This is a genomic window from Acidovorax sp. SRB_14 (genome assembly GCF_012932145.1).
Lineage (GTDB): Bacteria > Pseudomonadota > Gammaproteobacteria > Burkholderiales > Burkholderiaceae_C > Simplicispira.
In genome coordinates this window covers 1-21,575 of sequence record NZ_MWOK01000037.1, presented here as the reverse complement: position 1 = coordinate 21,575, position 21,575 = coordinate 1, and the positions used below count along the sequence as shown (strand labels likewise).

Below are 21,575 nucleotides of genomic sequence, written 5' to 3'. Positions count from 1 at the left end.
CGCCCGCCATTGCCATTGCCGCCGCTGCCTGCGGTGGCGCTGCCATTGGTGGCGCTGCCGTTGGTGGCGTTGCCGTTGGAGGCATTGCCGCCGGTCGAGCCCACGCCGCCTACGCCGCCTGCGCCCGTGCCGCCTGTGCCCGTGCCCGTGGCGCTGCCGCCGGTGCTGTTGCCGCCCGTGCCACCGTTGCCGGTGGCGCCGTTGGCATTGCCGCTGTTGGTGGCGCTGTTGCCGATGTCGCGCACGCGGTTACCCGTGACGGTGCCGTTAAGGTTGCTGGTGGCTGTGGCGGTGGAGACATTGAACGCGTTGGTGAACGTGCCTGTCGAGCCGTTGTTCAGGGCCGCCGAGCGGGCTGCGCTGGCTCTGGCTGCGCCCGAGTTGCGGTTGGTGCTGTTGTCGCTGGCATCGGTGTTGGTCGTGGTGTTGGTGGTGGTGTTGGTGGTCGTGTTGGTGGTGGCGTTGCGGGTGGTGCTGTTGTTGTCCGTGCTTGTGCTGCTGTTGGTGTTGTTGCTGGTATTGCTTCCCGTCGTGGCGGACTGGGTGGTGTCCTGGTCGGTGCTGCTGGCGAAAGCCGCGCCGCTGATACCAAACGCAACTGCCATGGCCGAAGCCACAAGTGTCATCTTCATAGAGCCTCCTACGGTGAGTGGAACAGGATCAAGGGTTGAGCTGCGCGGGCGCAATTCACGGGGGCCACAGCAACTTTGGTGCCAGCGGTGTGCAAAGGCTGCAGGGAAGAGGACCGCGCTACAGGCGCTGCCTGTGGGCCAAGGCAAAACGGCGCGGCAACCGTAACGCGGTCCAGGAGGTTCCACCCGAAATGTCACAGAAGGTTGATGCAGGTACAGCGCCGCAGCGGCGCTGGGCAGTGCAGTGCGTCCGTTCAGGCTCTGTGCCAGGTGTCTGCGGCGGGCCTTGTGTCGCACCGCTGTGACGCCGATGGGTTGCTCGGCGGGGCCTGTCAGCGGAGCAGAACGGCCCGTCCTCCTGAAGGATGTATGGGCATGTCTGGCGAATGATCGCGGCCGGTGCACCTCGGTGTAGACACTGCCTCAGCCCTGTGACAGCAGGTCCAAAAAATGTGAAGGCGTTTGCGCAAATTTACGTTCACTTGCACTGCGCCGCTTGCCCGACCACAAGGGGGCACGTATTCTGGATCGGCATTGACCGCCACCGTTGGCACAACAAGTTTCAGCGCTTAGGGAGTAGCCGCATGAACACGTTCGCTCCGTCCACGCCCTGGGTTTGGGTCACCGGTTCGGTCATGGTCTTATCAAGCGCTGTATCCCAAGCACAAAGCGTGCCTGGGCGCAAGAGCGTCGCCCAGCGCATCGAAGCGCTGGAGCAGCAGGTCAACGCGCAAAGCCGCCAGATCGAGCAGATGCGGCAGCAGTTTGTGGACCAGGAGGCCCGCTACCAGGAGCTGGAGCGTTCGATGGCCGAGTCAGCGCGCAGCGCCCCGGCACCTGTCACGGCCGAGGCCACGCCGGCATCCAATGCCCCGGCCGAGAGCGGCGCCCGTCCCGTGCGGGTGGGGACGGCCCCGGTGGTCGACAACCAGCCCCCGGCAGTGGCCCCTTTGTTCGACCAGCCGGGCATCCTGACGCAGCCCGGCCACTATGTGCTCGAACCGTCCGTGCAGTACGGTTACTCTTCGAACAACCGCGTTGCACTGGTCGGTTACACCATCATTCCGGCGCTGCTGATCGGGCTGGTCGACGTGCGGGAGGTCAAGCGCAACACCTTGACTGCGGCGCTCACCGGCCGCTGGGGGCTGTCGCGCAGCCTCGAAGTGGAGATGCGGCTGCCCTATGTGTACCGCTCGGACACGGCGATCAGCCGCGAGATTTTCACGGGCTCGGCGAACGAGCAGGCCTTCAATTCCAGCGGCCGCGCGATCGGTGACATCGAATTTGCGGCCCGCTACCAGCTCAACCAGCCCCAGGGCAACGAGCCCTTCCTGATCGGCGGGCTGCGCTTCAAGACGCGCACGGGTAAAGACCCGTTCGATGTGGTGACCGACTGCGTGACCCGCTGCGTGGGCAACACCACCGGCACGGGTTTGCCGCTGGATTTGCCCACCGGCTCGGGCTTTTATTCGCTGCAGCCTTCGCTGACCTGGCTCCTGCCCTCGGATCCGGCGGTGTTCTTCGGCGGCTTCAGCTACACGCACAACTTCAAGCGCAGCAACGTGAGCCGGAGGGTGCTCGCGGGTGAGCAGGAATTCATCGGCAGCGTCAAACCCGGCGATGTCTGGGGCATCAACTTCGGCATGGGCCTGGCGCTCAACGACCGCTCTTCGTTCAGCATGGGCGTCGACCTCAACTCCGTAGGCCGCACCAAGCAGAACGGCGTGCCCGTGGCCAGTTCCGCGCGCATCCAGTTGGCGTCTTTGCTGCTGGGCTATTCGTACCGCTACAGCGACCGGACGACGCTGAACGTCACGGTGGGCGCAGGCCTGACGCGCGACACGCCCGACCTCACGCTGAGCGTGCGCATTCCCATGTCTTTTTGACCAGAAAGCCCCGCCATGCCTGTGCGCAAGATCCTGTGTCTGAGCCTGGGGGCGGAGGGCAAGGTCGTGGAAGGCCACTTGCGGGGCAGGGGCTGGGACGTGGCGTTCTGCGGCGATGTGCCCGCGGCGCGCCGCCTGCTGTCGCAGCACCGCTACCCGGTCGTGCTGCTGGTGGCTGGGGCCGCGCAGGGCTTGGACGAACCTGGCGTGGCTGCGGTGGAAGCCTGCGTCCACGACACGCTGCACACCGAATGGGTGGCCTTGTGCGACGGCGCGGTGCTGGAGTCGCCCGCGTTCCGGGCGCTGATCCTGGGGTGCTTTTTTGACTACCAGGTGCTGCCGCTCGAATGGCCCGACCTCGACCGCATGCTCGAACATGCCGCCCAGCGCGCCGTGCTGCGCCAGGGGGCCACAGAGGCGTCCTCCGACGCCAGCACGCTGGGCATGGTAGGGCAGGCCGAGGCGATGGTGCAGTTGCGCCGGGACATCCGCAAGGTGGCGGGCGCTTCCGCCCCGGTGCTGATCCGCGGCGAGAGCGGCAGCGGCAAGGAACTGGCGGCCCAGGCCATCCATGCGTGCTCGCCGCGCAAGGACGGGCCTTGGGTGGAGGTCAACTGCGGCGCCATCGCGCCGTCCTTGATCCAGTCCGAGCTGTTTGGCTATGTGAAGGGAGCGTTCACCGGGGCGTCGGCCGATCGGCGCGGGCTGATCGAGGCCGCCGATGGCGGCACCCTCTTCCTGGACGAGATCGGCGACCTGCCGCTGGAGCTGCAAACGAACATGCTGCGCTTTCTGCAGGAGAAGAAGATACAGCGCGTGGGCGCAGTGCGCAGCACCGCGGTCGACGTGCGCGTGGTGGCCGCCTCGCATGTGAATCTGGCCGAGGCCGTGGCGCGCGGCCGCTTTCGCGAGGATTTGTTCTACCGGCTCAATGTGCTGGCCATCGAGGTGCCGCCGCTGCGCCAGCGCATGGACGACGTGCCCCTGTTGGCCAGGCATTTCCTCAAGGTCTGCGCGGCCGACCGCCCCCGGCGCATAGAAGGGTTCGACCGGCAGGCGCTGGCGGCTATGGCCAGCTATTCCTGGCCCGGCAACGTGCGCGAGCTTTACAACTGCGTGCAGCGCGCGGTGGTCATGACCGACCAGCGCTGGATCAGCGCCCGCGATCTCGGTCTGGCGTCTGCCCATGTGGTCGCGCACAAGGACCTGGGCACTACTGCGCGCACCGACCTGGGCGCTGCGCGCACCGTCGCCGAGCGCGATGCGATCTTCCGGGCACTCACGCGCGCGGGAAACAACGTCACCCATGCGGCGCGTGCGCTGGGCATTTCGCGCATGACCTTGTACCGGCTGATGGAAAAGCACCGCATAGATGCAGATGCCTTGGGCATCGAAAGCCGCGGCTGAGGCGCCGAGCGCACCGGGCGCACCACTGAGTTGAGTCGTTCGCCGTGCAAGAGCGCGTTTCTGCCCTGCGGTCTTTCCCCGACGGATTTCGCGCCCTGGTGCTGGGCGCCTCGGGCGCCCTGGGCGCAGCGTTCGTGCAGTGTCTGCAGGCCGAGCCGCGCTGCGGCAGCGTGCGTGGCCTGCACCGGCGCTCCGATCCGGCCATGGACTTCGATGACGAGGCCAGTGTCGCGCGCGCTGCAGGGGCGCTGCGCACGCAGGGGCCGTTTCACCTCATCGTTCTCGCCGCTGGCCTGCTGCACACGCCGCAATTCATGCCTGAAAAGCGCCTGGCCCAATTGCACTATGCGCAGATGGAAGCGACCTTCCGCGCCAATGCGCTGGGCCCGGCGCTGGTGCTGGCGCACTTTTCGCCGCTGCTCGCGCGCGAGCGCGGTGTGCTGGCCGTGCTCTCGGCCAAGGTGGGCAGCATCGGCGACAACCGGCTCGGTGGCTGGTACAGCTACCGCGCCTCCAAGGCGGCGCTCAACATGTTCGTCAAGACCGCCGCCATCGAAGTGCAGCGCAGCCAGCCGCAGGCGGTGCTGGCGGCGCTGCACCCGGGCACCGTGGATTCACCGCTGTCGCGGCCATTTCGCGGCGCCGAGATCGGCCGGCCCGCCGTCGTGGCGGCGTCCGAGATGCTGCGCGTGCTCGATGCGCTGACGCCCGCCGAAACGGGTGGATTCTTCAGCTACCAGGGCGAGCGTTTGCCGTGGTGACGCCGCCGCAGCGCCCCCCCGGGCATCGCGCTGCGCGGGTCTTCGGCGGTGCCATTCAGATCAAATAGCCCTCCAGCGCTTGCCCCGTCAGTGCGGGTAGCTATTGAAATGTGAGTAATGGCCGCGGCGCACCTTCAGGCCGTCGCGCCTCCGGCCAGCGCGTGGGCACGCGCTTCGGCGCCAGCGGCCGCGCCGGGAGGCTGCACCGGCCAGCCCGCCAGGTGCTGGCGTGCAATGGCACTGAGCGCGGCGATCCAGGCGGGGTCGCCGTTGAGGCAGGGGAGGTAGTGGAACTCCTTGCCGCCCGCGCGCAGGAAGGCTGCGCGCGCTTCCTGGTCGATTTCTTCCAGGGTTTCGAGGCAGTCGCCGGTGAAGCCCGGGCAGATGACGTCCACGCGGCCGACGCCTGCCTTGCCCATCTCGATCAAGGTGGGCTCGGTGTAGGGGCCCAGCCATTTGGCCTTGCCAAAGCGCGACTGGAAGGTGAGCTGCCAGTCGCCCTTTTGCAGTCCCAGGCGCTCGGCCAGCAGGCGCGCGGTCTTTTGGCTTTCGCAGTGGTAGGGGTCGCCCAGGTGCAGCGTGCGCTCGGGCACGCCGTGAAAGCTCATCACCAGCTTGTCGGGCGGCCCGTGGTGCTTCCAGTGCGCCCGAACGGTGCCCGCCAGCGCATCGATGTAGTCGGCATCGTCGTGGTAGCGGTTGACAAAGCGCAGCTCGGGCACGCTGCGCGTGCGCGCGGCCCAGGCGTAAACGGCGTCGAACACGCTGGCCGTGGTGGTGCCCGAATACTGCGGGTACAGCGGCAGGATGAGGATGCGCGTGGCGCCCTCGGCCTTGAGCGCGTCGAGCTGGCTCGCAATGGACGGGTTGCCGTAGCGCATGGCGTGGCGCACCAGCACGTTGTGGCCGGCCTCGCCCAGCCAGCCGCGCAGCAGCGTGGCCTGCTTGGCGGTCCACACCGCCAGCGGCGAGCCTTCGGGCGTCCAGATGCTGGCGTATTTGGCCGCCGACTGGGCCGGGCGCGTGCGCAGGATGATGCCGTGCAGGATCAGCCACCACAGCGGTTTGGGGATCTCGACCACGCGCTGGTCCGACAGGAACTGCCCCAGGTAGCGCCGCAGCGCCGGGGCCGTGGGGGCATCGGGGGTGCCCAGGTTGCACAGCAGGATGGCGGTGCGGGCGGCTTGCCCGTGGGTGTAGGCGGGTTCGGGTTGAAAAGGCATGCGGCATTCTCGCGCAAGCGGCGGCCGCGCCGGGGGCCTGGCGCGTTGCGCGCGCTGTCCGAACGCGTCAGTCCAGCGGCCGCACCAGCCGCACCGGCAGCTTGCTGGCTTTGGCCGTGTCGCCGCGCGCCTCGCCCGTGGCCAGGTTCACGGCCCAGCCCTCGCTGACGGCCAGGCGGCTGCCGCCGCCGGATCGGCCTTGCACGATGCTGTCGTAGGCGTACGGGTTGGCCTGCGCCTGCCGGATGGGGGCCGAGCCCGACCAATGCCAGTCGCGCGGGGCGGCCGGAAACAGCCGCGGGTCCAGGCCCGGAGGGGTGGCGCCCTTGTCCACCAGGCGGCGCAGTTCGTTGGCGCGCGGCAGGCGCCAGCGCAGGCCCTCGGCCTGGGCGCGGGCCTGGGCCTGGGCGCTGGCCTGGCTGCGGTCGAACAGCTGGCGCTGGCCGGTGCAGGTGGTGCCGTTCCAGTGCATGCCCTCCACGCAACGCGACCACGCCAGTCGGGTGCGCGGGTCGATCACATCAGTGCCGTCGCCCGAGGGCGCCAGCGGCGCCGGGGATGGCGGTCCCGCCGCTGCGGCGGCAACGCAGGCCAGGCCCAGCGCCAGGCCGGAAAAGCAGGGGCGCAGGGCAGAAACAAACGGCACCATGGGATCTCCAACTCCTTGAAAAAGGCCGCCCACCCCGCTGGCACAGCGGCAGCGGCGCGGGCCGCGGATGACGCCCTCAGGCTTTGCTGTGGGCCTTTTCCCAGCGCGATTTGCAGGCCACGCAGTGCTGCGTCTGGGGCTCGATCCGCAGGCGCTCGAACGGGATGGCGCAACCGCATTCGGCGCACAGGCCATAGCTGCCATCTTCCAGCGCCTTGAGGGCCTGGTCGATGCGCGCAAGGTCGGCGGCGTCGATGTCGCTGAGCGCTTGGTCCACCTCGCGCGCCACGTTGCTCTGCCCCTCGCCATCGTCGTCGGCGGAGGGCGGCGCCATGTTGTCGCGGTTTTGCTCCATTTGTGCGCCCAGTTCGCGCCGGCGCGCCAGCAGCAGGGCCTCGAGTTCGCTGCGTTGGGCGGCGGTCAATGCGTGTGTCATGTCGTGCTCCTGTGGGGGGTGGGGCGTCAGCGCCTGCGCTGGGCGTCAAGGCGGCGCGCCGGCTACAGCAACTCTATGCCAAAGCGCCGCACCGCCAACGCAAAAATGCCGAAGCAGGTGGCGGTGAGGAGCGCACTGGCCAGCAGTGCAGGCCAGAATCCCCAGCGCGCGAGCAGCCAGGGAAACACCAGGAACATCGGCAAGGTGGGAACGACATACCAGAACGTGTACCAGGCGTGCGCGGCGATTTTCTCTTGGGGCTGCTTTTCCAGGTAGAGCCAGACCAGCGTCAGCACGGTGACGAGCGGCAGCGCCGCCACCAGGCCGCCCAGCCTGTCGCTGCGCTTGGCCACTTCGGAGACCAGCACGACGACGGCGGCAGTCAGCAGGTACTTCGCAATGATCCAGGCCACGGTGCCTCCTCGTGAATGCGTTCTCGTCCGGCACTCCATTGTGGCGGCCTGCGGTATCCTGCGCCGGGCGCAACCCGGTGGCGGTGGCGCCCTCTCTTTTCTCCCTTTGCCTGCCGTGCCTGCTACGCCCCTCGACTTCTCCCGCATCCGCGCCATCACGCTCGACCTCGACGACACCCTCTGGCCCGTCTGGCCGACCATTGCGCGCGCCGAGGCGCAGCTGCAGGCCTGGCTGGCCGAGCACGCGCCCGCCACCGTGGCCTGGTCGGCCCAGCCCGGCGTGCTGCGCGCCATCCGCGACGAAGTGAACCGCGAGCTGGCCGACCGGGCGCACGACCTGAGCGCGCTGCGCCGCGAGTCCATCCGCCGCGCGATGGAACGCGCGGGCGACGACCCGGCGCTGGCCGGGCCGGCGTTCGAGGTCTTCTATGCCGAGCGCCAGCGCGTCGATCTGTTCGACGATGCGCTGCCCGCGCTGGAATACCTGAGCAGCCGCTTTCCCGTGGTGGCGTTGTCCAACGGCAATGCCGATGTGCAGCGCGTGGGGCTGGGGCGCTACTTTCACGCCGCCGTCAGCGCGCGCGAGGTGGGCGCGGCCAAGCCCGATGCGCGCATCTTCCACCGCGGCGCGCAGGCCGCCGGCGTGGCCGCGAGCCAGGTCCTGCACGTGGGCGACGACGCGCACCTCGACGGCGTGGGCGCGCTGAACGCGGGCATGCAGGTGGCCTGGCTCAACCGCACCGGTCTGCCGTGGGAGCATGCCCCGCATGCGCCCCATCTCACCGTGGCCGGGCTTGCCGCCCTGTGCGAGCGACTGCGCCAGGAGCGCGGTTGAGTTCTTTTTTTGTTTTTGATGGAGACGCCATCCCATGGGTTTGAGCATTTACGGCATTGCCGCATCGCGCGCTCTGCGCCCGCTGTGGACCGCCACCGAACTGGGCCTGGACTTTGAACATGTCGCCACGCCCTACCTGGGCGGCGCCACGCACACGCCGGAGTTTTTGGCGCTTAACCCCAACGGCCACATCCCCGTGCTCGTGGATCAGCGCCCGGACGGCGACGTGGTGGTGTGGGAAAGCATGGCCTGTGCGCTGTACCTGGCGCGCCACCATGGGCCGGCCGATGGCAAGAGCCTCACCCCGGCCACGCCGCGCGAGGACGCCGACGCGCTGCGCTGGAGCTTCTGGGCCGTGACGGAGCTGGAGAAAGACGCGCTGACGGTGCTGATGCACCGCGCCGTGATGCCGCCGGAGCAGCGCAAACCCGCGTTGGCCGAGGTGGCGGAAAAGCGCCTGCGCGCCCCGCTGGCCGTGCTGGAGCAGCACCTGGCGCGCCAGCAGGGGCTGGGCGAGGCCCACATCGCGGCCCAGCGCTTTACCGTGGCCGACCTGTGCGTGGCCAGCGTGCTGTCGTGGGCACGCCCGGCGCCCACCCTGTGGCCGCAGAGTCCGGTGACCAGCGATTGGCTGGCGCGCTGCCTGGGCCGGCCGGCGCACCACGCGGTGCGGGCGCTGGCGCGCAAGCGGTGAGCGGCGCCACGCCGCGCCACAATAAGGGTCAAATCGTGCGCTAACGCTTACCCAGCCAGCGCGGGCTGCTCTTCTTTTTGACAATTCCGCTGGCGCAACTCCGGCACGGGCGTCGGCGCTTGCGGTGCTTTCGCCGCAGGCTGCACCGGTTCCGCCAGGAAGGCCTCCAACGAGTCGTCCAGGGCCTGCATCCACGGCGTGTGGTGCGGCGGTGCCAGTGTGCCGGTCATGGTGGAGCGGTAGCTCTTGTCGCGGTAGCCCAGGATGTCGGCCTGCTTGTCGCGCTTCCATTCCTTGAACAGCGCACCCATGCCTTCGATGTCGAAATCCGGGTAGTCGGTCGGCCCGACGAGGTCGCGGATGTACGCCGCCTGGAAGTCGATGTGCGCGTCGGGGTCGGTCGCCGCCTGCTCGCGCTCCACCCAGTGTGCGGCATCGGCGGCCATGGCGGCGGCATCGGGCAGGGCCATGCGGCCCAGCACCACGTCGCGCGCGTACCAGGCCTGCGCATCGAACATGTTGAAGGTGTAGTACTGGTCCTGCATGCCCAGGTAAATGAGTTTGGGGTTGTCGATCCAGAACACGCCCTTGTACAGATTCTCGGGATACAGGCGGTTGTGCGTGCGCAGCGTCAGCCCGTCCGCCAGGAACGGGAAATGGTGCTGGTAGCCGGTGCACAGGACAATCGCGTCGATCTCGCGCTGGCTGCCGTCGGCAAAGTGCGCGGTGCGGTCTTCCACGCGCAGCAGCAGCGGCACCTCGTTGAACACGCCGGGCCAGTCGTAGCCCATGGGCGCACTGCGGTAGCTGAAGGTGACCGACTTGGCGCCGTACTTGTAGCATTGCGTGCCGATGTCCTCTGCGGAATAGCTGCTGCCCACCAGCAGCAGGTCCTTGCCCGTGAATTCACAGGCGTCGCGGAAGTCATGGGCATGCAGAACGCGTCCCGGAAACTGCTCCAGACCTTCGAAGTACGGCGTGTTGGGCGTCGAGAAATGGCCCGTCGCCACCACCACGTAATCGAATTCCTCGGTCGACAGCGCGTCGGCCTTCATGTCGCGCACGGTCACCGAGAATTTGCCGGTTTCTGCGTCGTACGATACCCACTGCACCGCCATGTTGAAGCGGATGCAGCGGCGCAGGTCGCTCTTCTCGATCCGGCCCATGATGTAGTCGCGCAGCACGGCGCGCGGCGGGTATGAGGCAATGGGCTTGCCGAAATGCTGCTCAAAGCTGTAGTCGGCAAACTCCAGGCACTCCTTGGGGCCGTTGGACCACAGGTAGCGGTACATGCTGCCGTGCACCGGCTCGCCGTGCGCATCCAGTCCGGTGCGCCAGGTGTAGTTCCACATGCCGCCCAGGTCGCTCTGCTTCTCGTAGCAGACGATGTCGGGCAGCTCGGCCCCGGCCTTGCCGGCCGCCTCAAAAGCGCGCAGTTGCGCCAGGCCGCTGGGACCGGCGCCGAGGATGGCGATGCGTTGTTTCATGGGTGGGGTTCTCCTGTGGTTGAAGCGGCCGCCAAGACGGCCGCAGTCCCTGTCGCGAGGCGGCAGCCGAACGAAGGACATGGGTGGCCGCGATCGCCGCAGGGGCGAGTCCACAGCCGCGAGGGCCAGGCCCGAAGGGCAGTCGGCGCCAGCTTCCTGGCGCCACGGCAGGGCGGGATCGGTGGAGGCGCAGCGTTCAGGGAACATTGGCAACCGATACACGCCGCCTGGCATGGAAAGGTGGCGCACGGTGTGCGCACGGCGACGGCGCTGCAGCGCCGCAAAGGCCACGCAAAAGCAGGTGGCCTGAAAGTGTCAAAAACGCAACAACCTTAACATAAACACGACAAAAATCGGTGTACGGGCCTTTCATCCGGCATTTGGTGCCGGACGGCGTCCATGGCGGCCGATGGGCAGCGGGGGTGGGCAAGGCGGCAGCGCCGCCTGTCCAGTGGCGCGGAAAAGGTGCCGCGCACGGCGCTGCGCGCCGGGTGGGCGCGTCACGCGCTGGCGTTGCCGCCCACGCTCCGTCCCGCCTCGGTGCCGCTGCGCGCCGCGCCTTCCAGCGTCGCGGGGTAAGGTCCGGCAATGTAGTCGCCACAGGCCCACAGGCCCGGTGCGATCTGCGCGGCGGGGCGCTGCAGGCCCGGGGTGCAGGCAAACGTGGCGCGCTTTTCGACCACGGTCTGCACGGCGCGCAGATCGGCCAGGCCCAGTTCGGCCCGTGCCTGCCGTAGCACCTGCTGCTCCAGTTGCGCACGCTCGCCCTGGCTGGTGCTGACGACGAAGGCCAGCAGGCCGGCCGGGCCGCCGAGCTGGCCACGGTCGAAGACGAATTGCGCCGGGTGGTCGGCGTGGCTGCGCAGGGCCAGCATGGGCGCGGCCAGCAGCAGGCCATCGGGGCGCACCGGGCCCTGCGCATAGACCGTGGTGATGGTCTCAAAGCGCAGCGCCTGCGCGCAGGCGGCCCAGTCGCACATCGGCACCGCCATCGAAAACGGCGCCGTCTGCGCGCAGTGTGAGACGAGGCGCGCGGCCTCGGTGCTCGGTGCCGCCAGCACCACTGCGTCGAACAGGGTGCCGTCCACGCTCCAGCCGCCCTGCGGCGCGGCCAGCACCGCCTGCACGCGCAGGCCGGTGCGCACGATGGCGCCCTGGGCGCGCAGCCAGCGCGCCGCGGCTTCGGGAAACACTTCGCCCAGGTCCACGCGCGGCAGCAGCAGGTTGGAGCCGCCGCGCCCGCCAAACAGGCTGTCTTGCAGCACGCGCAAGAAGACCTGGCCGCTGGCCTGGTCCGCCGGCGTGTTCAGCGCGGCCACGCACAGCGGGTCGATGAATTCGGCCACCAGCCGGGGCGGCAAGGCCGTGCACAGCGCGGCCACCGACAGCTGCGGCGCGCAGGCAAAGCGCGCGCGCTGCCAGGCGTGGGCCGTGCGCAGCAGCGCCAGCCGGTCGCGCCAGTGCCAGCCGCGCGCACGCGCGATGCCGACCACGGCGTCCCAGGGCGGCGGCAGCTCGGGCCACTGCAGGCCGCTGCCGTCGGCAAAGCGCAGCGCCAGCGGCAGGCGCAGCAGCGCGGCGTCGGGGTCCACGCCGACCTGGCGCATCAGGCGCAGCGACTCGGCGTAGGCGCCGATCAGGATGTGCTGGCCGTTGTCGAGCCGCAGCGGGGCGCCGTCCACGTCCGAGGCCAGAACGGCCCGGGCGCGCCCGCCGACGCTGCGGGCGGCTTCAAAAACCGTGGCGTGGTGGCCGGCCTCGACGGCGGCGATGGCCGCCGCCATGCCGGCCCAGCCGGCGCCGATGATGGCAATGTGCATGGCTCACATCCGCCCGAGCGCCTGCATCTTCCAGGCCAGCCAGAACTTGCGCAGCGGCGTCAGGCTCACGCGCTGGTGCAGCACCTGGAAGTTGTCGCGCTCGATCTCGGTGAGCAGCGTGCGGTAGATGCTGGCCATCATCAGGCCGGGTTTTTGCGCGCGCCGGTCGGCGGCCGGCAGGAGCGCCAGCGCCTCGCCGTAGAGGCGGTGCGCGCGTTCGGCCTGGAAGCGCATCAGCGCGGTGAAGCGCTCGGAGTATTCGCGCTTGAGGATCTCGTGCGCCTTCACATCGAACTGCTGCAGCTCGTTGACGGGCAAATAGATGCGCCCGCGCAGGGCGTCCTCGCCCACGTCGCGCAGGATGTTGGTGAGCTGCAGCGCCTGGCCCAGGCGGTGCGCGTACGCGGTGGTGCCCGGATCGGTCTGGCCGAAGATCTGCGCCGCCACCTCGCCCACCACGCCGGCCACCAGGTGGCAGTAGCGCTGCAGGCCCGCGTAGTCGAGGTAGCGCGTCTGGTCCAGGTCCATGACGCAGCCCTCGATCACGGCCTGCAGGTGGCGTTGCTCGATCTGGTAGGTGCTGGCGTGCGGCATCAGCGCCTGCATCACGGGGTGCGTGGGCTGGCCCTTGAAGGACTGCGCCACCTCGCCCTGCCACCAGGCGAGCTTGGTGCGCGCGACGCCTGAGTCGCTGACTTCATCGACAACATCATCGATCTCGCGGCAAAACGCATAAAAAGCCGTGATCGCCGCGCGCCGGGGGCGGGGCAGGAACAGGAAGGCGTAATAGAAGCTGCTGCCCGAGGCGGCGGCTTTTTGCTGGACGTACTGTTCCGGATTCATGTGCGGGATTGTCCCATGGCGTGGACGGCCACTTGGGGCTCGCCCTACACTGGCGCCCCTTGAAGGACCTCCATCGTGCAGACAAATTTCCTGGTGCTAGGCATCGAATCCTCGTGTGACGAAACCGGCGTGGCGCTCGTGCAGGCGCATGCCGGGGCGCGCGTGCCCACGTTGCTGGCGCATGCGCTGCACAGCCAGATCGAGATGCACCAGGCCTACGGCGGCGTGGTGCCCGAACTGGCCAGCCGCGACCACATCCGCCGCGTGCTGCCGCTGACCGAAGCGGTGCTGGCCGAGTCGGGCCGGGCGCTTTCCGAGGTGGACGTGGTGGCCTACACGCGCGGGCCCGGCCTGGCCGGCGCGCTGCTGGTCGGCGCGGGCGTGGCCTGCGCCCTGGGCGCGGCGCTGGACAGGCCCGTGCTGGGCGTGCACCACCTCGAGGGCCATCTGCTGTCGCCGTTCTTGAGCGCCGACCCGCCCGAGTTCCCTTTTGTGGCGCTGCTGGTCTCGGGCGGCCACACGCAGCTGATGCGCGTGGACGGCGTGGGCCGCTATGCCATCCTGGGCGAGACCATCGACGACGCCGCGGGCGAGGCATTCGACAAGTCGGCCAAGCTCATGGGCCTGGGCTACCCGGGCGGGCCCGCGCTCTCGCGGCTGGCTGAGCAGGGCGATCCGGCGGCGTTCAAGCTGCCGCGCCCGCTGCTGCACAGCGGCAACCTCGACTTCTCGTTTGCCGGCCTGAAGACGGCCGTGATGACGCAGGCCAAGAAGCTGGGCGGCGACCTGGAGGCGCGCAAGGCCGATCTGGCCGCCAGCACGCAGGCCGCCATCGTCGAGGTGCTGGTCAAGAAGTCGCTGGCAGCGTTGAAGGAGACCGGCCTGCGGCGCATCGTCGTGGCCGGCGGCGTGGGGGCCAACCGCCTGCTGCGCGCGCAGCTCGACGCCGCCTGCTCCCGGCTCGGCGTGCGCGTGCACTACCCCGAGCTGCACCTGTGCACCGACAACGGCGCCATGATCGCCCTGGCCGCCGCCATGCGCCTGCAGTCGGGGCAGCAGCAGGCCAACCGCGACTATGCGTTTGACGTCAAGCCGCGCTGGCCGCTCGATGCGATCGCGCCGGGGAGCGCCGCCGCGGTCTGAGGTCGAGGCCGGGCCTCAATCCGGCGCGCGACGCCCCACGGTCAGCAGCAGTGTGTTCGGCCCCTCCCAGCCGTTGGCGCCCTGGAACACGTCGAGCTGCGTTTGCATGTCATGCCAGGCCGCTGCACGGGCGTCCGCGTCCAGCGGGGCCAGCAGTTGCCGGATGGGTGCGGCCGAAGTGCGGATGAAGTCGAGAAAGGCCGCGCTGGACGGCAAGCGAAACACCGCTGGCACCGCAGTAGTGCGCACGCCGGTGAAGCCGGCCTGCGCAAACAGCGCGTCGATCAGGCCCGGCTTGCCCAGGCTGAACAGCGTGCCCGGCTGGTACGGGTCCCGTGGCGGCTGCTGGGCATGGCGCAGCGCCGTGGCGGCGACGAGGGCCATGCTGGGGTTGTCCTGCGGCGCGGCGAACACCAGGGTGCAGGCGTGGCCTCCCGGTTTGAGCGCCGCGTGCATTTCGCGCAGCGCCGCGAGCGGGTCGGGGCAGAACATGAGCCCGAGGCGGCAGATGGCGGCGTCGAAGTCTGCGCCGGCGAGGTCCAGGTGCTCGGCGTCGGCGACCTTGGTTTGCACCTGGCCCAGGCCGGCGTTCACCGCCTGGCGCTCGGCCAGGGCCAGGATGGCGGGCGAAATGTCCGTCGCCAGCACCTGGCCACCGGGCCCCACGCGGCGGGCGATCGCCACCGTCTGGTCGCCGGCGCCGGCGGCCACGTCGAGCACGCGTGCGCCGGGCTGCACCTGGGCCGCGTCCAGCATGGCGTCGGTGACATCGGCGAGCCAGCGGTGGATGTGCGGGGTCTGGGCGTCCCACCCCTGTGCGGCGCTTTCCCAGGCGTCGCGGGTGGCTGCCTTGAGTTGTTCGGGTGTGGAGGCCGGGGAGTGTTCCATGGTCCGCTCCTGGAGCCCGCAGGAAAAGGAAGAGGGAAGAGGGCGTCCACGCGGGCTTTGGACGCGTGCCGATCATGCGCGCGCCCTCGTGAAACCGCAACGCCCGCGGCTGCTGTGCTCGTGCGCAGAAATTCCAATAAAAAACCCCCGAAACCCCATAGGGCCGGGCGCATGCAGCTACGGAAACAGGAGCTTTTCCGAGCGCAGTGCCGTCACTGGATGGTCAAGTGCGTGGCCCGGTTCACCGGCGCCAACTTGGCCAGCGTGAGCGTCAGCACGCCATGCTCGAGCTTGGCGCCGCTCGCGGCGGCGTTGATGGCTTCGGGCAATTCCCAGGCGCGCTGCACCTGGCGCGGCGCACCGTCCACGCTGCGCACGCGCACCACGGCGCCGTCGATCGTGATGTCCAGTTGCTCGCGCGCCAGGCCGGGCACATCGAGCTGCAAGGTGATGGCTTTCTCGTCTTGCGCGGCGCTGCAGCCAGGCGCGGCGGCGGGGCGGGCCAGTGCGGCGCGCAGGAAACGCTGCAGTGCCAGGTCGGACATCGGGAGGCGGGTGGCATAGGCGGCGCGGCGCACCACGGGGGCGAAGATCATCAGGGTTACTCCTATACACTGCGCGGCTCCCGGTGTGGTCGCCGCATGCCAAGCAAGTGCGTGCACCGCCAGTGATTTCAAGGAAAAGCCCCCCATGAATAAATTCAAGCCCGCCGCCTTGAAAACCGGCGCAGCGGCTCTATTGGCGTTTGCCGCCCTCTCGGCCAGCTTTGCGCAGGCGCCCACGCCGGGCGCTTCGGCCGTGGTCGCCCCGTCCGCCGCGCCCATCAAGGTGGCGCTGATCGAAAGCCTCTCGGGCCCGTTCGCCAACACCGGCGAGGCGGTGTTCCGCAACATCTTCTGGGCCATCGACCGCGTGAACGCGCGCGGCGGCGTGGCCTTGCCGGCGGCGGCGGGCGGCGCGCGGCCGCTGGTGCTGCAGCGCTACGACAGCAAGGGCCAGAACGAAGAGGCCCTGTCGGCCCTGCGCGCGGCCATCGACGACGGCGCCCGCATCGTGATGCAGGGCAACTCCTCGGCCACGGCCGCGGCGCTGCTCGACGCGATCAACAAGCACAACGAGCGCGACCCGGGCAAGCGCGTGCTGTTCCTCAACTATTCGGCGGTCGACCCCATCCTGACCAACGAAAAGTGCAGCTTCTGGCATTTCCGCTTTGACGCCCATGCCGACATGCGCATGGCCGCGCTGATGGAAGTGGTGCGCGAGGACAAGGCGCTCAAGAGCGTGTACCTGATCGGCCAGGACTACAGCTTCGGCCAGGCCGTGCTGCGCGAGGCCCGGCGCCAACTGGGCGCGCAGCGCCCCGACGTGGCCGTGGTGGGCGACGAGCTGCACCCCGTGGGCCGCGTGAAGGACTTTGCGCCCTATGCCGTCAAGATCAAGGCCAGCGGTGCGCAGGCCGTGGTCACGGGCAACTGGGGCAACGACCTGACGCTGCTGGTCAAGGCCGCGCGCGAGGTCGGCTTCGACGGCAGCTTCTACACCTTCTACGGCAACGCGCTGGGCGCGCCGGCCGCCATCGGCGACGCCGGCGTCGGCAAGGTCGTGGCCGTGGCCGACTGGTTGCCCAATGTGCAAAGCCTGCAAAGCGAGGCCTTCTACCAGTCCTTCCGCGAGCGCTTTCCCAGGCCGCAGGACGACTATGTGCACATGCGCATGCAGCTCATGGTCGAGGCGCTGGCCCAGTCCATCGAGCGCGCGGGCAGCACCGACGTGGTGTCCGTGGCCCGGCAGATGGAAAAAGCCAGCGTGCAGCTGGCAGGGCGCAGCGGCAGCATGCGCGCCGTCGACCACCAGTTCCAGCAGCCGCTGGTGGTGGGTGTGATGGAAAAGCAGGGCACGCAGGGCGTCAAGTTCGACGTCGAAGGCTCGGGCTACGGTTTTCGCGTGGTGCGGCAGATTCCGGCTGCCAAGGCGCAGCAATCTACGAGTTGCCAAATGCAGCGGTTTTGACGGTGGGGCTGGGTGGAGATTCTATTTGTTATAATTTGCATCAAATTGTTTCATAAATTGCACTGACTCCAACGCTCACCCTCACTAAATCTGTTTGCAATGAAAAAGATCCTTGCCTTTGTTATTTTTGGTCTGATGCATGCCTCCTCGTTTGCCTTGGGCGAGATTCATTCCTTCAGTGAAAACGAGCAAAAAGCTATTCAGCAATTCGCCGCTGCACTTAGCTTGGGTGAAGAGGATGCGGTGACGGTCTATAAGTCCGTGTTACAGCCCCACATGAAGAGTGGAACGTGGGTCTACAAGTTTTTTGACAACGAAACACTGGACAAAAGTCAACTCAGTGAGTCAACGCACAAGTTCGCCTATGTCGCGCTGGTGAACGAGGACCGTTTTGTTAATTACAGTTTTCTCAAGGTACAGGGGACCTCTCAAGTGTTGGTCTATGTGGTGGAAAGCCTGCCGCGCACCTCGCAGGTGGCCAGCAAGCGCGACAAGGAATTGCGTGCCGATAAGAAGTTCGATACTGTGGGTGATCAGAAAAATTTCTCTATGTTCAAGGAAAAGGGTAAGGCAAACCTAGTGTCTGTGTATGCATCGGGTGGATTGGGTGGAATCCAGTATGCTGACCACTATTTGATCGACCTTAAAGGCCGCTAAGCTCCGTGGGCGACTTCATGGTTGGTCCGCTGCAGCGGCCGCTTCCCGCCCCAGCTCGATCACCGCCATGGTGTAGCAGCCCACAGGCTGCGTGATGGCGCTCAGCGCCGAATCCGGTAGCCCGTTTTGAACACCCACCACACCAGGCCCAGGCACGCCGCCATGAACACCAGCGTCATGCCCACGCTCACGCCAATGTGCACGTCGGCCGCGCCATAGAAGGCCCAGCGCAGGCCACTGATGAGGTAGACCACCGGGTTGAACAGTGAGACCGTCTGCCAGAACGGCGGCAGCATGTTGATGCTGTAGAACGCGCCGCCCAGAAACGTTAGCGGCGTGATGACCAGCAGCGGAATGATCTGCAGCTTCTGGAAGCTGTCGGCCCACAGGCCGATGAGAAAGCCGAACAGGCAGAAGGTGACGGCCGTGAGCACCAGAAAACCGAGCATCCACACCGGGTGCGCGATTTCGTAGGGCACGAATACCCGCGCCGTGGCCAGAATCAGCGCACCCACCATCAGCGATTTGGTGGCTGCCGCGCCCACATAGCCCAGCAGCACCTCGACCCAGTTGACCGGCGCGCTCAGCAGCTCGTAAATGGTGCCCGACCACTTGGGCATGTAGATGCCGAAGGACGAGTTGGAAATGCTTTCGCTCAGCAACGAGAGCATGAGCAGGCCCGGGATGATGTAGGCGCCGTAGTCCACGCCGCCAATATCGCCCATGCGCGAGCCGATGGCCGAACCGAAAACGATGAAGTAGAGCGAGGTCGAGAGCACCGGCGCGATCAGGCTTTGCGCCCAGGTGCGAAAGGCCCGGTTCATCTCGAAGCGGTAGATGGCGCGCACGCCGTGCAGGTTGAAACCCATCATTGGGGGGCTTTCTGTTCGTGCACGAGGCTGACGAAGATGTCTTCGAGCGAGCTTTCGCGCGAATGCAGGTCCTTGAAATCGATGCCGTGCTCGCTGAGCGCGCGCAGCAGCGCGGCGATGCCGGTGTCGTCCTGCTGGGTGTCGAAGCGGTAGGTCAGCGCCTGGCCGTCGGTAGACAGCTCCAGCGGCCAGCGCGCCAGCGCGTCGGGCACGCGCGCCATGGGGTGCTGCAGCGTGAGCGTGAGCTGCTTCTTGCCGAGCTTGCGCATCAGCACCTGCTTGTCTTCGACCACGATCAGCTCGCCCTGGCGGATCACGCCGATGCGGTCGGCCATGTCCTCGGCTTCCTCAATGTAGTGCGTGGTCAGGATTATGGTGGTGCCGGCGTCGCGCAGCGCGCGCACCAGGCGCCACATGTCGTGGCGCAGCTCCACGTCGACACCGGCGCTGGGCTCGTCGAGGAACAGGATTTTCGGCTCGTGCGACAGCGCCTTGGCGATCAGCACGCGGCGCTTCATGCCGCCCGAGAGTGCGAGGATCTTGGTGTCCTTCTTGTCCCAGAGGGAGAGGTCCTTGAGGATCTTCTCGATCAGCGCCGGGTGGGGCGGCTTGCCGAACAGCCCGCGGCTGAAGCTCACGGTGGCCCACACGGTTTCGAACGAATCGGTGTGCAGTTCCTGGGGCACCAGGCCGATGGCCGCGCGCGCGGCGCGGTAGTCGCGCACGGTGTCGTGGCCGTCGGCCGTGATGCTGCCTTCGGTGGCATTGCTCATGCCGCAGATGACGCTGATCAGCGTGGTCTTGCCGGCGCCGTTGGGCCCGAGCAGGGCGAAGATCTCGCCGCGGCGGATGTCCAGGTCGATGTTCTTCAGCGCCTGGAAGCCGCCGGCGTAGGTTTTGCTCACGCCGCGCACGCGCACGATGGCGTCGGTGGCAGCGGCGGCAGCGGCGGCAGCGGCGGCAGCGGCGGCAGCGGCGGGCGTGGGAGGAGGGGAAAAAGGCATGGGTGGATGGGGGCAAAGACAACAAGAGACCTGCGGCCCGCGCAGTGCCAAGGCAGCGCGTGGCGCAGGCCGGGCAAAGCCACGCGGCCGCGGCAGATTGTGGCCCGAATGGCGCCGGCGCGTCGACGCTAGCGTGGCAGCAGCGCCAGCGCGTCGGCACGCCAGTGGTCGAGCGCGGCGTAAAACCCTTCCCACACGCAGCCGTTGCAGCCGCGCCCGCAGCAGGTGGCCGGTTCGCGCGGCGGCGGGCGCAGGGTGTTGTCCAGGTCGGTGCCGCTGCGCTGCGCCTGGCCGTGCAGGTGCGCGATAAGCGCACGCGCGGTGGCCAGATCGGCCAGCGGCAGGCTTGCCGGGTCGTGGCGCACGAAGCGGCGCTGGCGGTGTCCGCCGAAGTCGCCGGTTTCGCAGAACATGGCGGCGGGCCGCACCCACAGCGCGCCACCCTCGAGTCCCGCGCCGTAGAGCGCGCGGTACAGCGCCATGCCCTGCAAGGTTTCGCTGCAGCGCGCGCCGCCCAGCACCTCGTACCAGCCGCCCTTGTAGTGGCGGTACAGGCCCGGTGGCGGGGCGTCCAGCGGGGGCAGGTCGGTGGTGTCGGTCATGGGCAGGTGTCTGAAAGAGCGGGCTGCATGTCAGCGGCTGCGCGCGGCCGCCACCTCGCGGCCCAGCTCGATTACTGCCATCGCGTAGTAGCTCGACCAGTTGTAGCGCGTGATGGCGTAGAAGTTCTCGGTGCCGGCCACATAGCTCGGCGCGTCGTCGCCGTTTTGAAGCTCGACCAGCGCCAGCGGCCCCGCGTGCTGCGCGCCCGCGCCCTGCACGATGGCGCCCTTGGCGGCCATGCTGGTGGCGCTGAAGGTGGGCAGGATGTCGGGCGCCAGCAGCGCGTCCATGTCCACGCGCGCCGTGTCGAATTCGACCGGGTAGTAGGGTGCCATGCCCGGCGTCCAGCCGTGCGCGATGAAGTAGTTGGCGACCGAGCCGATGGCGTCTGCGGGGCTGCCAAACAGGTCGATGCGCCCGTCGCCGTCGAAGTCCACCGCGTAGCGCACCCAGCTCGAGGGCATGAACTGCGGCAGGCCCATGGCGCCGGCGTAGCTGCCGCGCGGATCAAAGGGGTCGACGTTGGTGCGGTGCGTGAGGCTCAGGAACTGTTCGAGCTCGCGGCGGAAGAACTCGGTGCGCTCGGGCGCGCGCGGGTGCGCGCCCGGAAAGTCGAAGGCCAGCGTGGCCAGCGCGTCCATCACGCGGAAGCTGCCCATGTTCTGGCCGTAGATCGTTTCGACCCCGATGATGCCGACGATGATGTCGGCCGGCACGCCATACTCGCGCTCGGCGCGCTCCAGCGCTGCGCGGTTTTGCTGCCAGAACGCCACGCCCGCGCGGATGCGCACCGGGTCGATGAAGCGGCTGCGGTAGGCGCGCCAGTTCTTGGCCGTGCCCTGGGCGGGCGGCAGCATGAGGCGCGGCACCTGCGGCAAAAAGCGCGCCTGGCCAATGGCCTGGCGCACCCATTCGCGGTCGAGGTCGCGGCGCTCGGCCAGGTCGTCGGCAAACGCCATGGCGTCGGCACGGCTGGCGTAGGGCGTGCTGCCTTCGGCGGCGCGGGCCGTGGCGGGTTTGCCTACCGATTTTTTTTGGTGTTTCTGGGCTGTAGCGCCCGTGCATAAAGCGCTGGCAGCTATGAAAACAAGAGTGGTTTGGAGGATTTTCTTCAACATGGTCATGGGCATCATGGGGTGCGGGCGGTGGGCCAGCGCAGGCGGCGCAGTTCGCGCTGCAGGATTTTGAGCTGCGCCGGCGCCGTGCGGGCGTCGGCATAGCGGCATTGTTCCAAGCGCAGCAGCCATGCGCCGGCGGCGCTGGCGGCGGGGCCGAAGCGGGCCTCGGCCTGCGCGGCCATCGCGCGCGGCGG

Annotated in this window: 22 protein-coding genes and 2 pseudogenes; 8 read left to right on the top strand and 16 right to left on the bottom strand. The window is 68.3% G+C overall.

The window, feature by feature from the left end; all coding sequences use genetic code 11:
- A pseudogene (locus tag B2J86_RS17435) lies at positions 1-632 on the bottom strand (hypothetical protein); the annotation flags it as partial.
- Between the two features lie 584 nt (positions 633-1,216).
- Here B2J86_RS17435 and B2J86_RS17430 point away from each other — a divergent pair.
- The 3 genes from B2J86_RS17430 to B2J86_RS17420 are packed head-to-tail and all read left to right on the top strand — an operon-like array spanning position 1,217 to position 4,686.
- Entirely contained in the window at positions 1,217-2,518 is a 1,302-nt protein-coding gene (locus tag B2J86_RS17430; RefSeq protein WP_240965080.1) for an acetate kinase, read from the top strand.
- Between the two features lie 15 nt (positions 2,519-2,533).
- On the top strand, positions 2,534-3,925 hold the full coding sequence (locus tag B2J86_RS17425) for a sigma-54 dependent transcriptional regulator (RefSeq protein ID WP_173026237.1): 1,392 nt from the start codon (positions 2,534-2,536) through the stop codon (positions 3,923-3,925).
- A 44-nt stretch (positions 3,926-3,969) separates the two neighbouring features.
- Complete coding sequence (locus B2J86_RS17420; protein ID WP_173026236.1) at positions 3,970-4,686, top strand: SDR family NAD(P)-dependent oxidoreductase; 717 nt, start codon at positions 3,970-3,972, stop codon at positions 4,684-4,686.
- 134 nt (positions 4,687-4,820) lie between these two features.
- On the opposite strand, the gene hemH is transcribed toward B2J86_RS17420, so the two are convergent.
- The 4 genes from hemH to B2J86_RS17400 form a co-directional block, all read right to left on the bottom strand.
- Positions 4,821-5,909 carry a ferrochelatase gene (hemH, locus tag B2J86_RS17415; protein ID WP_169170425.1) on the bottom strand — a complete coding sequence of 363 codons (1,089 nt, stop codon included), beginning with the start codon at positions 5,907-5,909 and terminating at the stop codon, positions 4,821-4,823.
- Between the two features lie 67 nt (positions 5,910-5,976).
- On the bottom strand, positions 5,977-6,558 hold the full coding sequence (locus B2J86_RS17410; RefSeq protein WP_169637257.1) for a DUF1566 domain-containing protein: 582 nt from the start codon (positions 6,556-6,558) through the stop codon (positions 5,977-5,979).
- Between the two features lie 76 nt (positions 6,559-6,634).
- The gene (locus B2J86_RS17405; protein ID WP_169170423.1) at positions 6,635-6,994 is read right to left on the bottom strand and encodes a TraR/DksA C4-type zinc finger protein; all 360 of its coding nucleotides are present in this window, start codon (positions 6,992-6,994) and stop codon (positions 6,635-6,637) included.
- A 62-nt stretch (positions 6,995-7,056) separates the two neighbouring features.
- Entirely contained in the window at positions 7,057-7,407 is a 351-nt protein-coding gene (locus tag B2J86_RS17400; RefSeq protein WP_169170422.1) for a DUF3147 family protein, read from the bottom strand.
- 115 nt (positions 7,408-7,522) lie between these two features.
- Between B2J86_RS17400 and B2J86_RS17395 the strand changes: the two genes are divergently transcribed.
- Together B2J86_RS17395 and B2J86_RS17390 are read left to right on the top strand one after the other, a co-directional pair.
- Positions 7,523-8,242: an HAD family hydrolase gene (locus tag B2J86_RS17395; RefSeq protein WP_371736597.1), complete on the top strand. Its 720-nt coding sequence runs from the start codon at positions 7,523-7,525 to the stop codon at positions 8,240-8,242.
- Positions 8,243-8,276: 34 nt separating this feature from the next.
- On the top strand, positions 8,277-8,936 hold the full coding sequence (locus B2J86_RS17390) for a glutathione S-transferase family protein (protein WP_173026234.1): 660 nt from the start codon (positions 8,277-8,279) through the stop codon (positions 8,934-8,936).
- A gap of 47 nt (positions 8,937-8,983) precedes the next feature.
- Here the strand turns inward: B2J86_RS17390 and B2J86_RS17385 are convergent, their stop codons facing one another.
- The 3 genes from B2J86_RS17385 to hpnD form a co-directional block, all read right to left on the bottom strand.
- Positions 8,984-10,423 (bottom strand): NAD(P)-binding domain-containing protein, encoded by a 1,440-nt coding sequence (locus B2J86_RS17385; RefSeq protein ID WP_173026233.1) that lies wholly within the window; start codon positions 10,421-10,423, stop codon positions 8,984-8,986.
- Between the two features lie 500 nt (positions 10,424-10,923).
- Entirely contained in the window at positions 10,924-12,243 is a 1,320-nt protein-coding gene (gene hpnE, locus B2J86_RS17380; RefSeq protein ID WP_173026232.1) for a hydroxysqualene dehydroxylase HpnE, read from the bottom strand.
- Positions 12,244-12,246: 3 nt separating this feature from the next.
- Positions 12,247-13,086 (bottom strand): presqualene diphosphate synthase HpnD, encoded by an 840-nt coding sequence (hpnD, locus tag B2J86_RS17375; protein ID WP_169170389.1) that lies wholly within the window; start codon positions 13,084-13,086, stop codon positions 12,247-12,249.
- 75 nt (positions 13,087-13,161) lie between these two features.
- On the opposite strand from hpnD, the gene tsaD reads away from it, so the two are divergent.
- A complete protein-coding gene (gene tsaD / locus B2J86_RS17370) occupies positions 13,162-14,229 on the top strand; it encodes a tRNA (adenosine(37)-N6)-threonylcarbamoyltransferase complex transferase subunit TsaD (protein WP_173026231.1) in 1,068 nt (355 codons plus the stop codon).
- A 15-nt stretch (positions 14,230-14,244) separates the two neighbouring features.
- Here the strand turns inward: tsaD and B2J86_RS17365 are convergent, their stop codons facing one another.
- Positions 14,245-15,117, bottom strand: coding sequence for a class I SAM-dependent methyltransferase (locus B2J86_RS17365; protein WP_173026230.1), 873 nt, complete (start codon positions 15,115-15,117; stop codon positions 14,245-14,247).
- Positions 15,118-15,329: 212 nt separating this feature from the next.
- A complete protein-coding gene (locus B2J86_RS17360; protein WP_173026229.1) occupies positions 15,330-15,713 on the bottom strand; it encodes an Hsp20/alpha crystallin family protein in 384 nt (127 codons plus the stop codon).
- A gap of 94 nt (positions 15,714-15,807) precedes the next feature.
- On the opposite strand from B2J86_RS17360, the gene B2J86_RS17355 reads away from it, so the two are divergent.
- A complete protein-coding gene (locus B2J86_RS17355; protein ID WP_173026228.1) occupies positions 15,808-17,127 on the top strand; it encodes a branched-chain amino acid ABC transporter substrate-binding protein in 1,320 nt (439 codons plus the stop codon).
- A gap of 99 nt (positions 17,128-17,226) precedes the next feature.
- Positions 17,227-17,784 (top strand): hypothetical protein, encoded by a 558-nt coding sequence (locus B2J86_RS17350; RefSeq protein ID WP_173026227.1) that lies wholly within the window; start codon positions 17,227-17,229, stop codon positions 17,782-17,784.
- Positions 17,785-17,885: 101 nt separating this feature from the next.
- Here B2J86_RS17350 and B2J86_RS17345 read toward each other — a convergent pair whose 3' ends face one another.
- From B2J86_RS17345 to B2J86_RS17325, 6 genes and pseudogenes are all read right to left on the bottom strand, one after another.
- Positions 17,886-18,653, bottom strand: a complete 768-nt coding sequence (locus B2J86_RS17345) for an ABC transporter permease (protein WP_173026239.1) — start codon at positions 18,651-18,653, stop codon at positions 17,886-17,888.
- Positions 18,653-19,660, bottom strand: a complete 1,008-nt coding sequence (locus B2J86_RS17340) for an ABC transporter ATP-binding protein (protein ID WP_254068187.1) — start codon at positions 19,658-19,660, stop codon at positions 18,653-18,655. The genes B2J86_RS17345 and B2J86_RS17340 overlap by 1 nt, the downstream gene beginning before the upstream one ends.
- A 128-nt stretch (positions 19,661-19,788) precedes the next feature.
- Positions 19,789-20,025 (bottom strand): oxidoreductase-like domain-containing protein, encoded by a 237-nt coding sequence (locus B2J86_RS18020; RefSeq protein WP_371736598.1) that lies wholly within the window; start codon positions 20,023-20,025, stop codon positions 19,789-19,791.
- A pseudogene (locus B2J86_RS17335) lies at positions 20,026-20,262 on the bottom strand (DUF1653 domain-containing protein); the annotation flags it as partial.
- 30 nt (positions 20,263-20,292) lie between these two features.
- A complete protein-coding gene (gene mltB / locus B2J86_RS17330) occupies positions 20,293-21,396 on the bottom strand; it encodes a lytic murein transglycosylase B (RefSeq protein ID WP_371736596.1) in 1,104 nt (367 codons plus the stop codon).
- On the bottom strand, positions 21,393-21,575 hold a 183-nt coding region (locus B2J86_RS17325), incomplete at its 5' end, for a hypothetical protein (protein ID WP_173026225.1). The genes B2J86_RS17325 and mltB, both read right to left, overlap by 4 nt.

Bases quoted from the DNA above. Each gene is read 5' to 3' on its own strand.
- B2J86_RS17350 (WP_173026227.1), top strand. From the start codon at position 17,227: ATGAAAAAGATCCTTGCCTTTGTTATTTTTGGTCTGATGCATGCCTCC.
- mltB (WP_371736596.1), bottom strand. From the start codon at position 21,396: ATGATGCCCATGACCATGTTGAAGAAAATCCTCCAAACCACTCTTGTT.
- B2J86_RS17360 (WP_173026229.1), bottom strand. From the start codon at position 15,713: ATGATCTTCGCCCCCGTGGTGCGCCGCGCCGCCTATGCCACCCGCCTC.
- B2J86_RS17410 (WP_169637257.1), bottom strand. From the start codon at position 6,558: ATGGTGCCGTTTGTTTCTGCCCTGCGCCCCTGCTTTTCCGGCCTGGCG.
- B2J86_RS17345 (WP_173026239.1), bottom strand. From the start codon at position 18,653: ATGGGTTTCAACCTGCACGGCGTGCGCGCCATCTACCGCTTCGAGATG.
- B2J86_RS17430 (WP_240965080.1), top strand. From the start codon at position 1,217: ATGAACACGTTCGCTCCGTCCACGCCCTGGGTTTGGGTCACCGGTTCG.
- B2J86_RS17355 (WP_173026228.1), top strand. From the start codon at position 15,808: ATGAATAAATTCAAGCCCGCCGCCTTGAAAACCGGCGCAGCGGCTCTA.
- B2J86_RS17405 (WP_169170423.1), bottom strand. From the start codon at position 6,994: ATGACACACGCATTGACCGCCGCCCAACGCAGCGAACTCGAGGCCCTG.
- hpnE (WP_173026232.1), bottom strand. From the start codon at position 12,243: ATGCACATTGCCATCATCGGCGCCGGCTGGGCCGGCATGGCGGCGGCC.
- B2J86_RS17425 (WP_173026237.1), top strand. From the start codon at position 2,534: ATGCCTGTGCGCAAGATCCTGTGTCTGAGCCTGGGGGCGGAGGGCAAG.
- B2J86_RS17390 (WP_173026234.1), top strand. From the start codon at position 8,277: ATGGGTTTGAGCATTTACGGCATTGCCGCATCGCGCGCTCTGCGCCCG.
- hemH (WP_169170425.1), bottom strand. From the start codon at position 5,909: ATGCCTTTTCAACCCGAACCCGCCTACACCCACGGGCAAGCCGCCCGC.
- hpnD (WP_169170389.1), bottom strand. From the start codon at position 13,086: ATGAATCCGGAACAGTACGTCCAGCAAAAAGCCGCCGCCTCGGGCAGC.
- B2J86_RS17365 (WP_173026230.1), bottom strand. From the start codon at position 15,117: ATGGAACACTCCCCGGCCTCCACACCCGAACAACTCAAGGCAGCCACC.
- B2J86_RS17385 (WP_173026233.1), bottom strand. From the start codon at position 10,423: ATGAAACAACGCATCGCCATCCTCGGCGCCGGTCCCAGCGGCCTGGCG.
- B2J86_RS17340 (WP_254068187.1), bottom strand. From the start codon at position 19,660: ATGCCTTTTTCCCCTCCTCCCACGCCCGCCGCTGCCGCCGCTGCCGCC.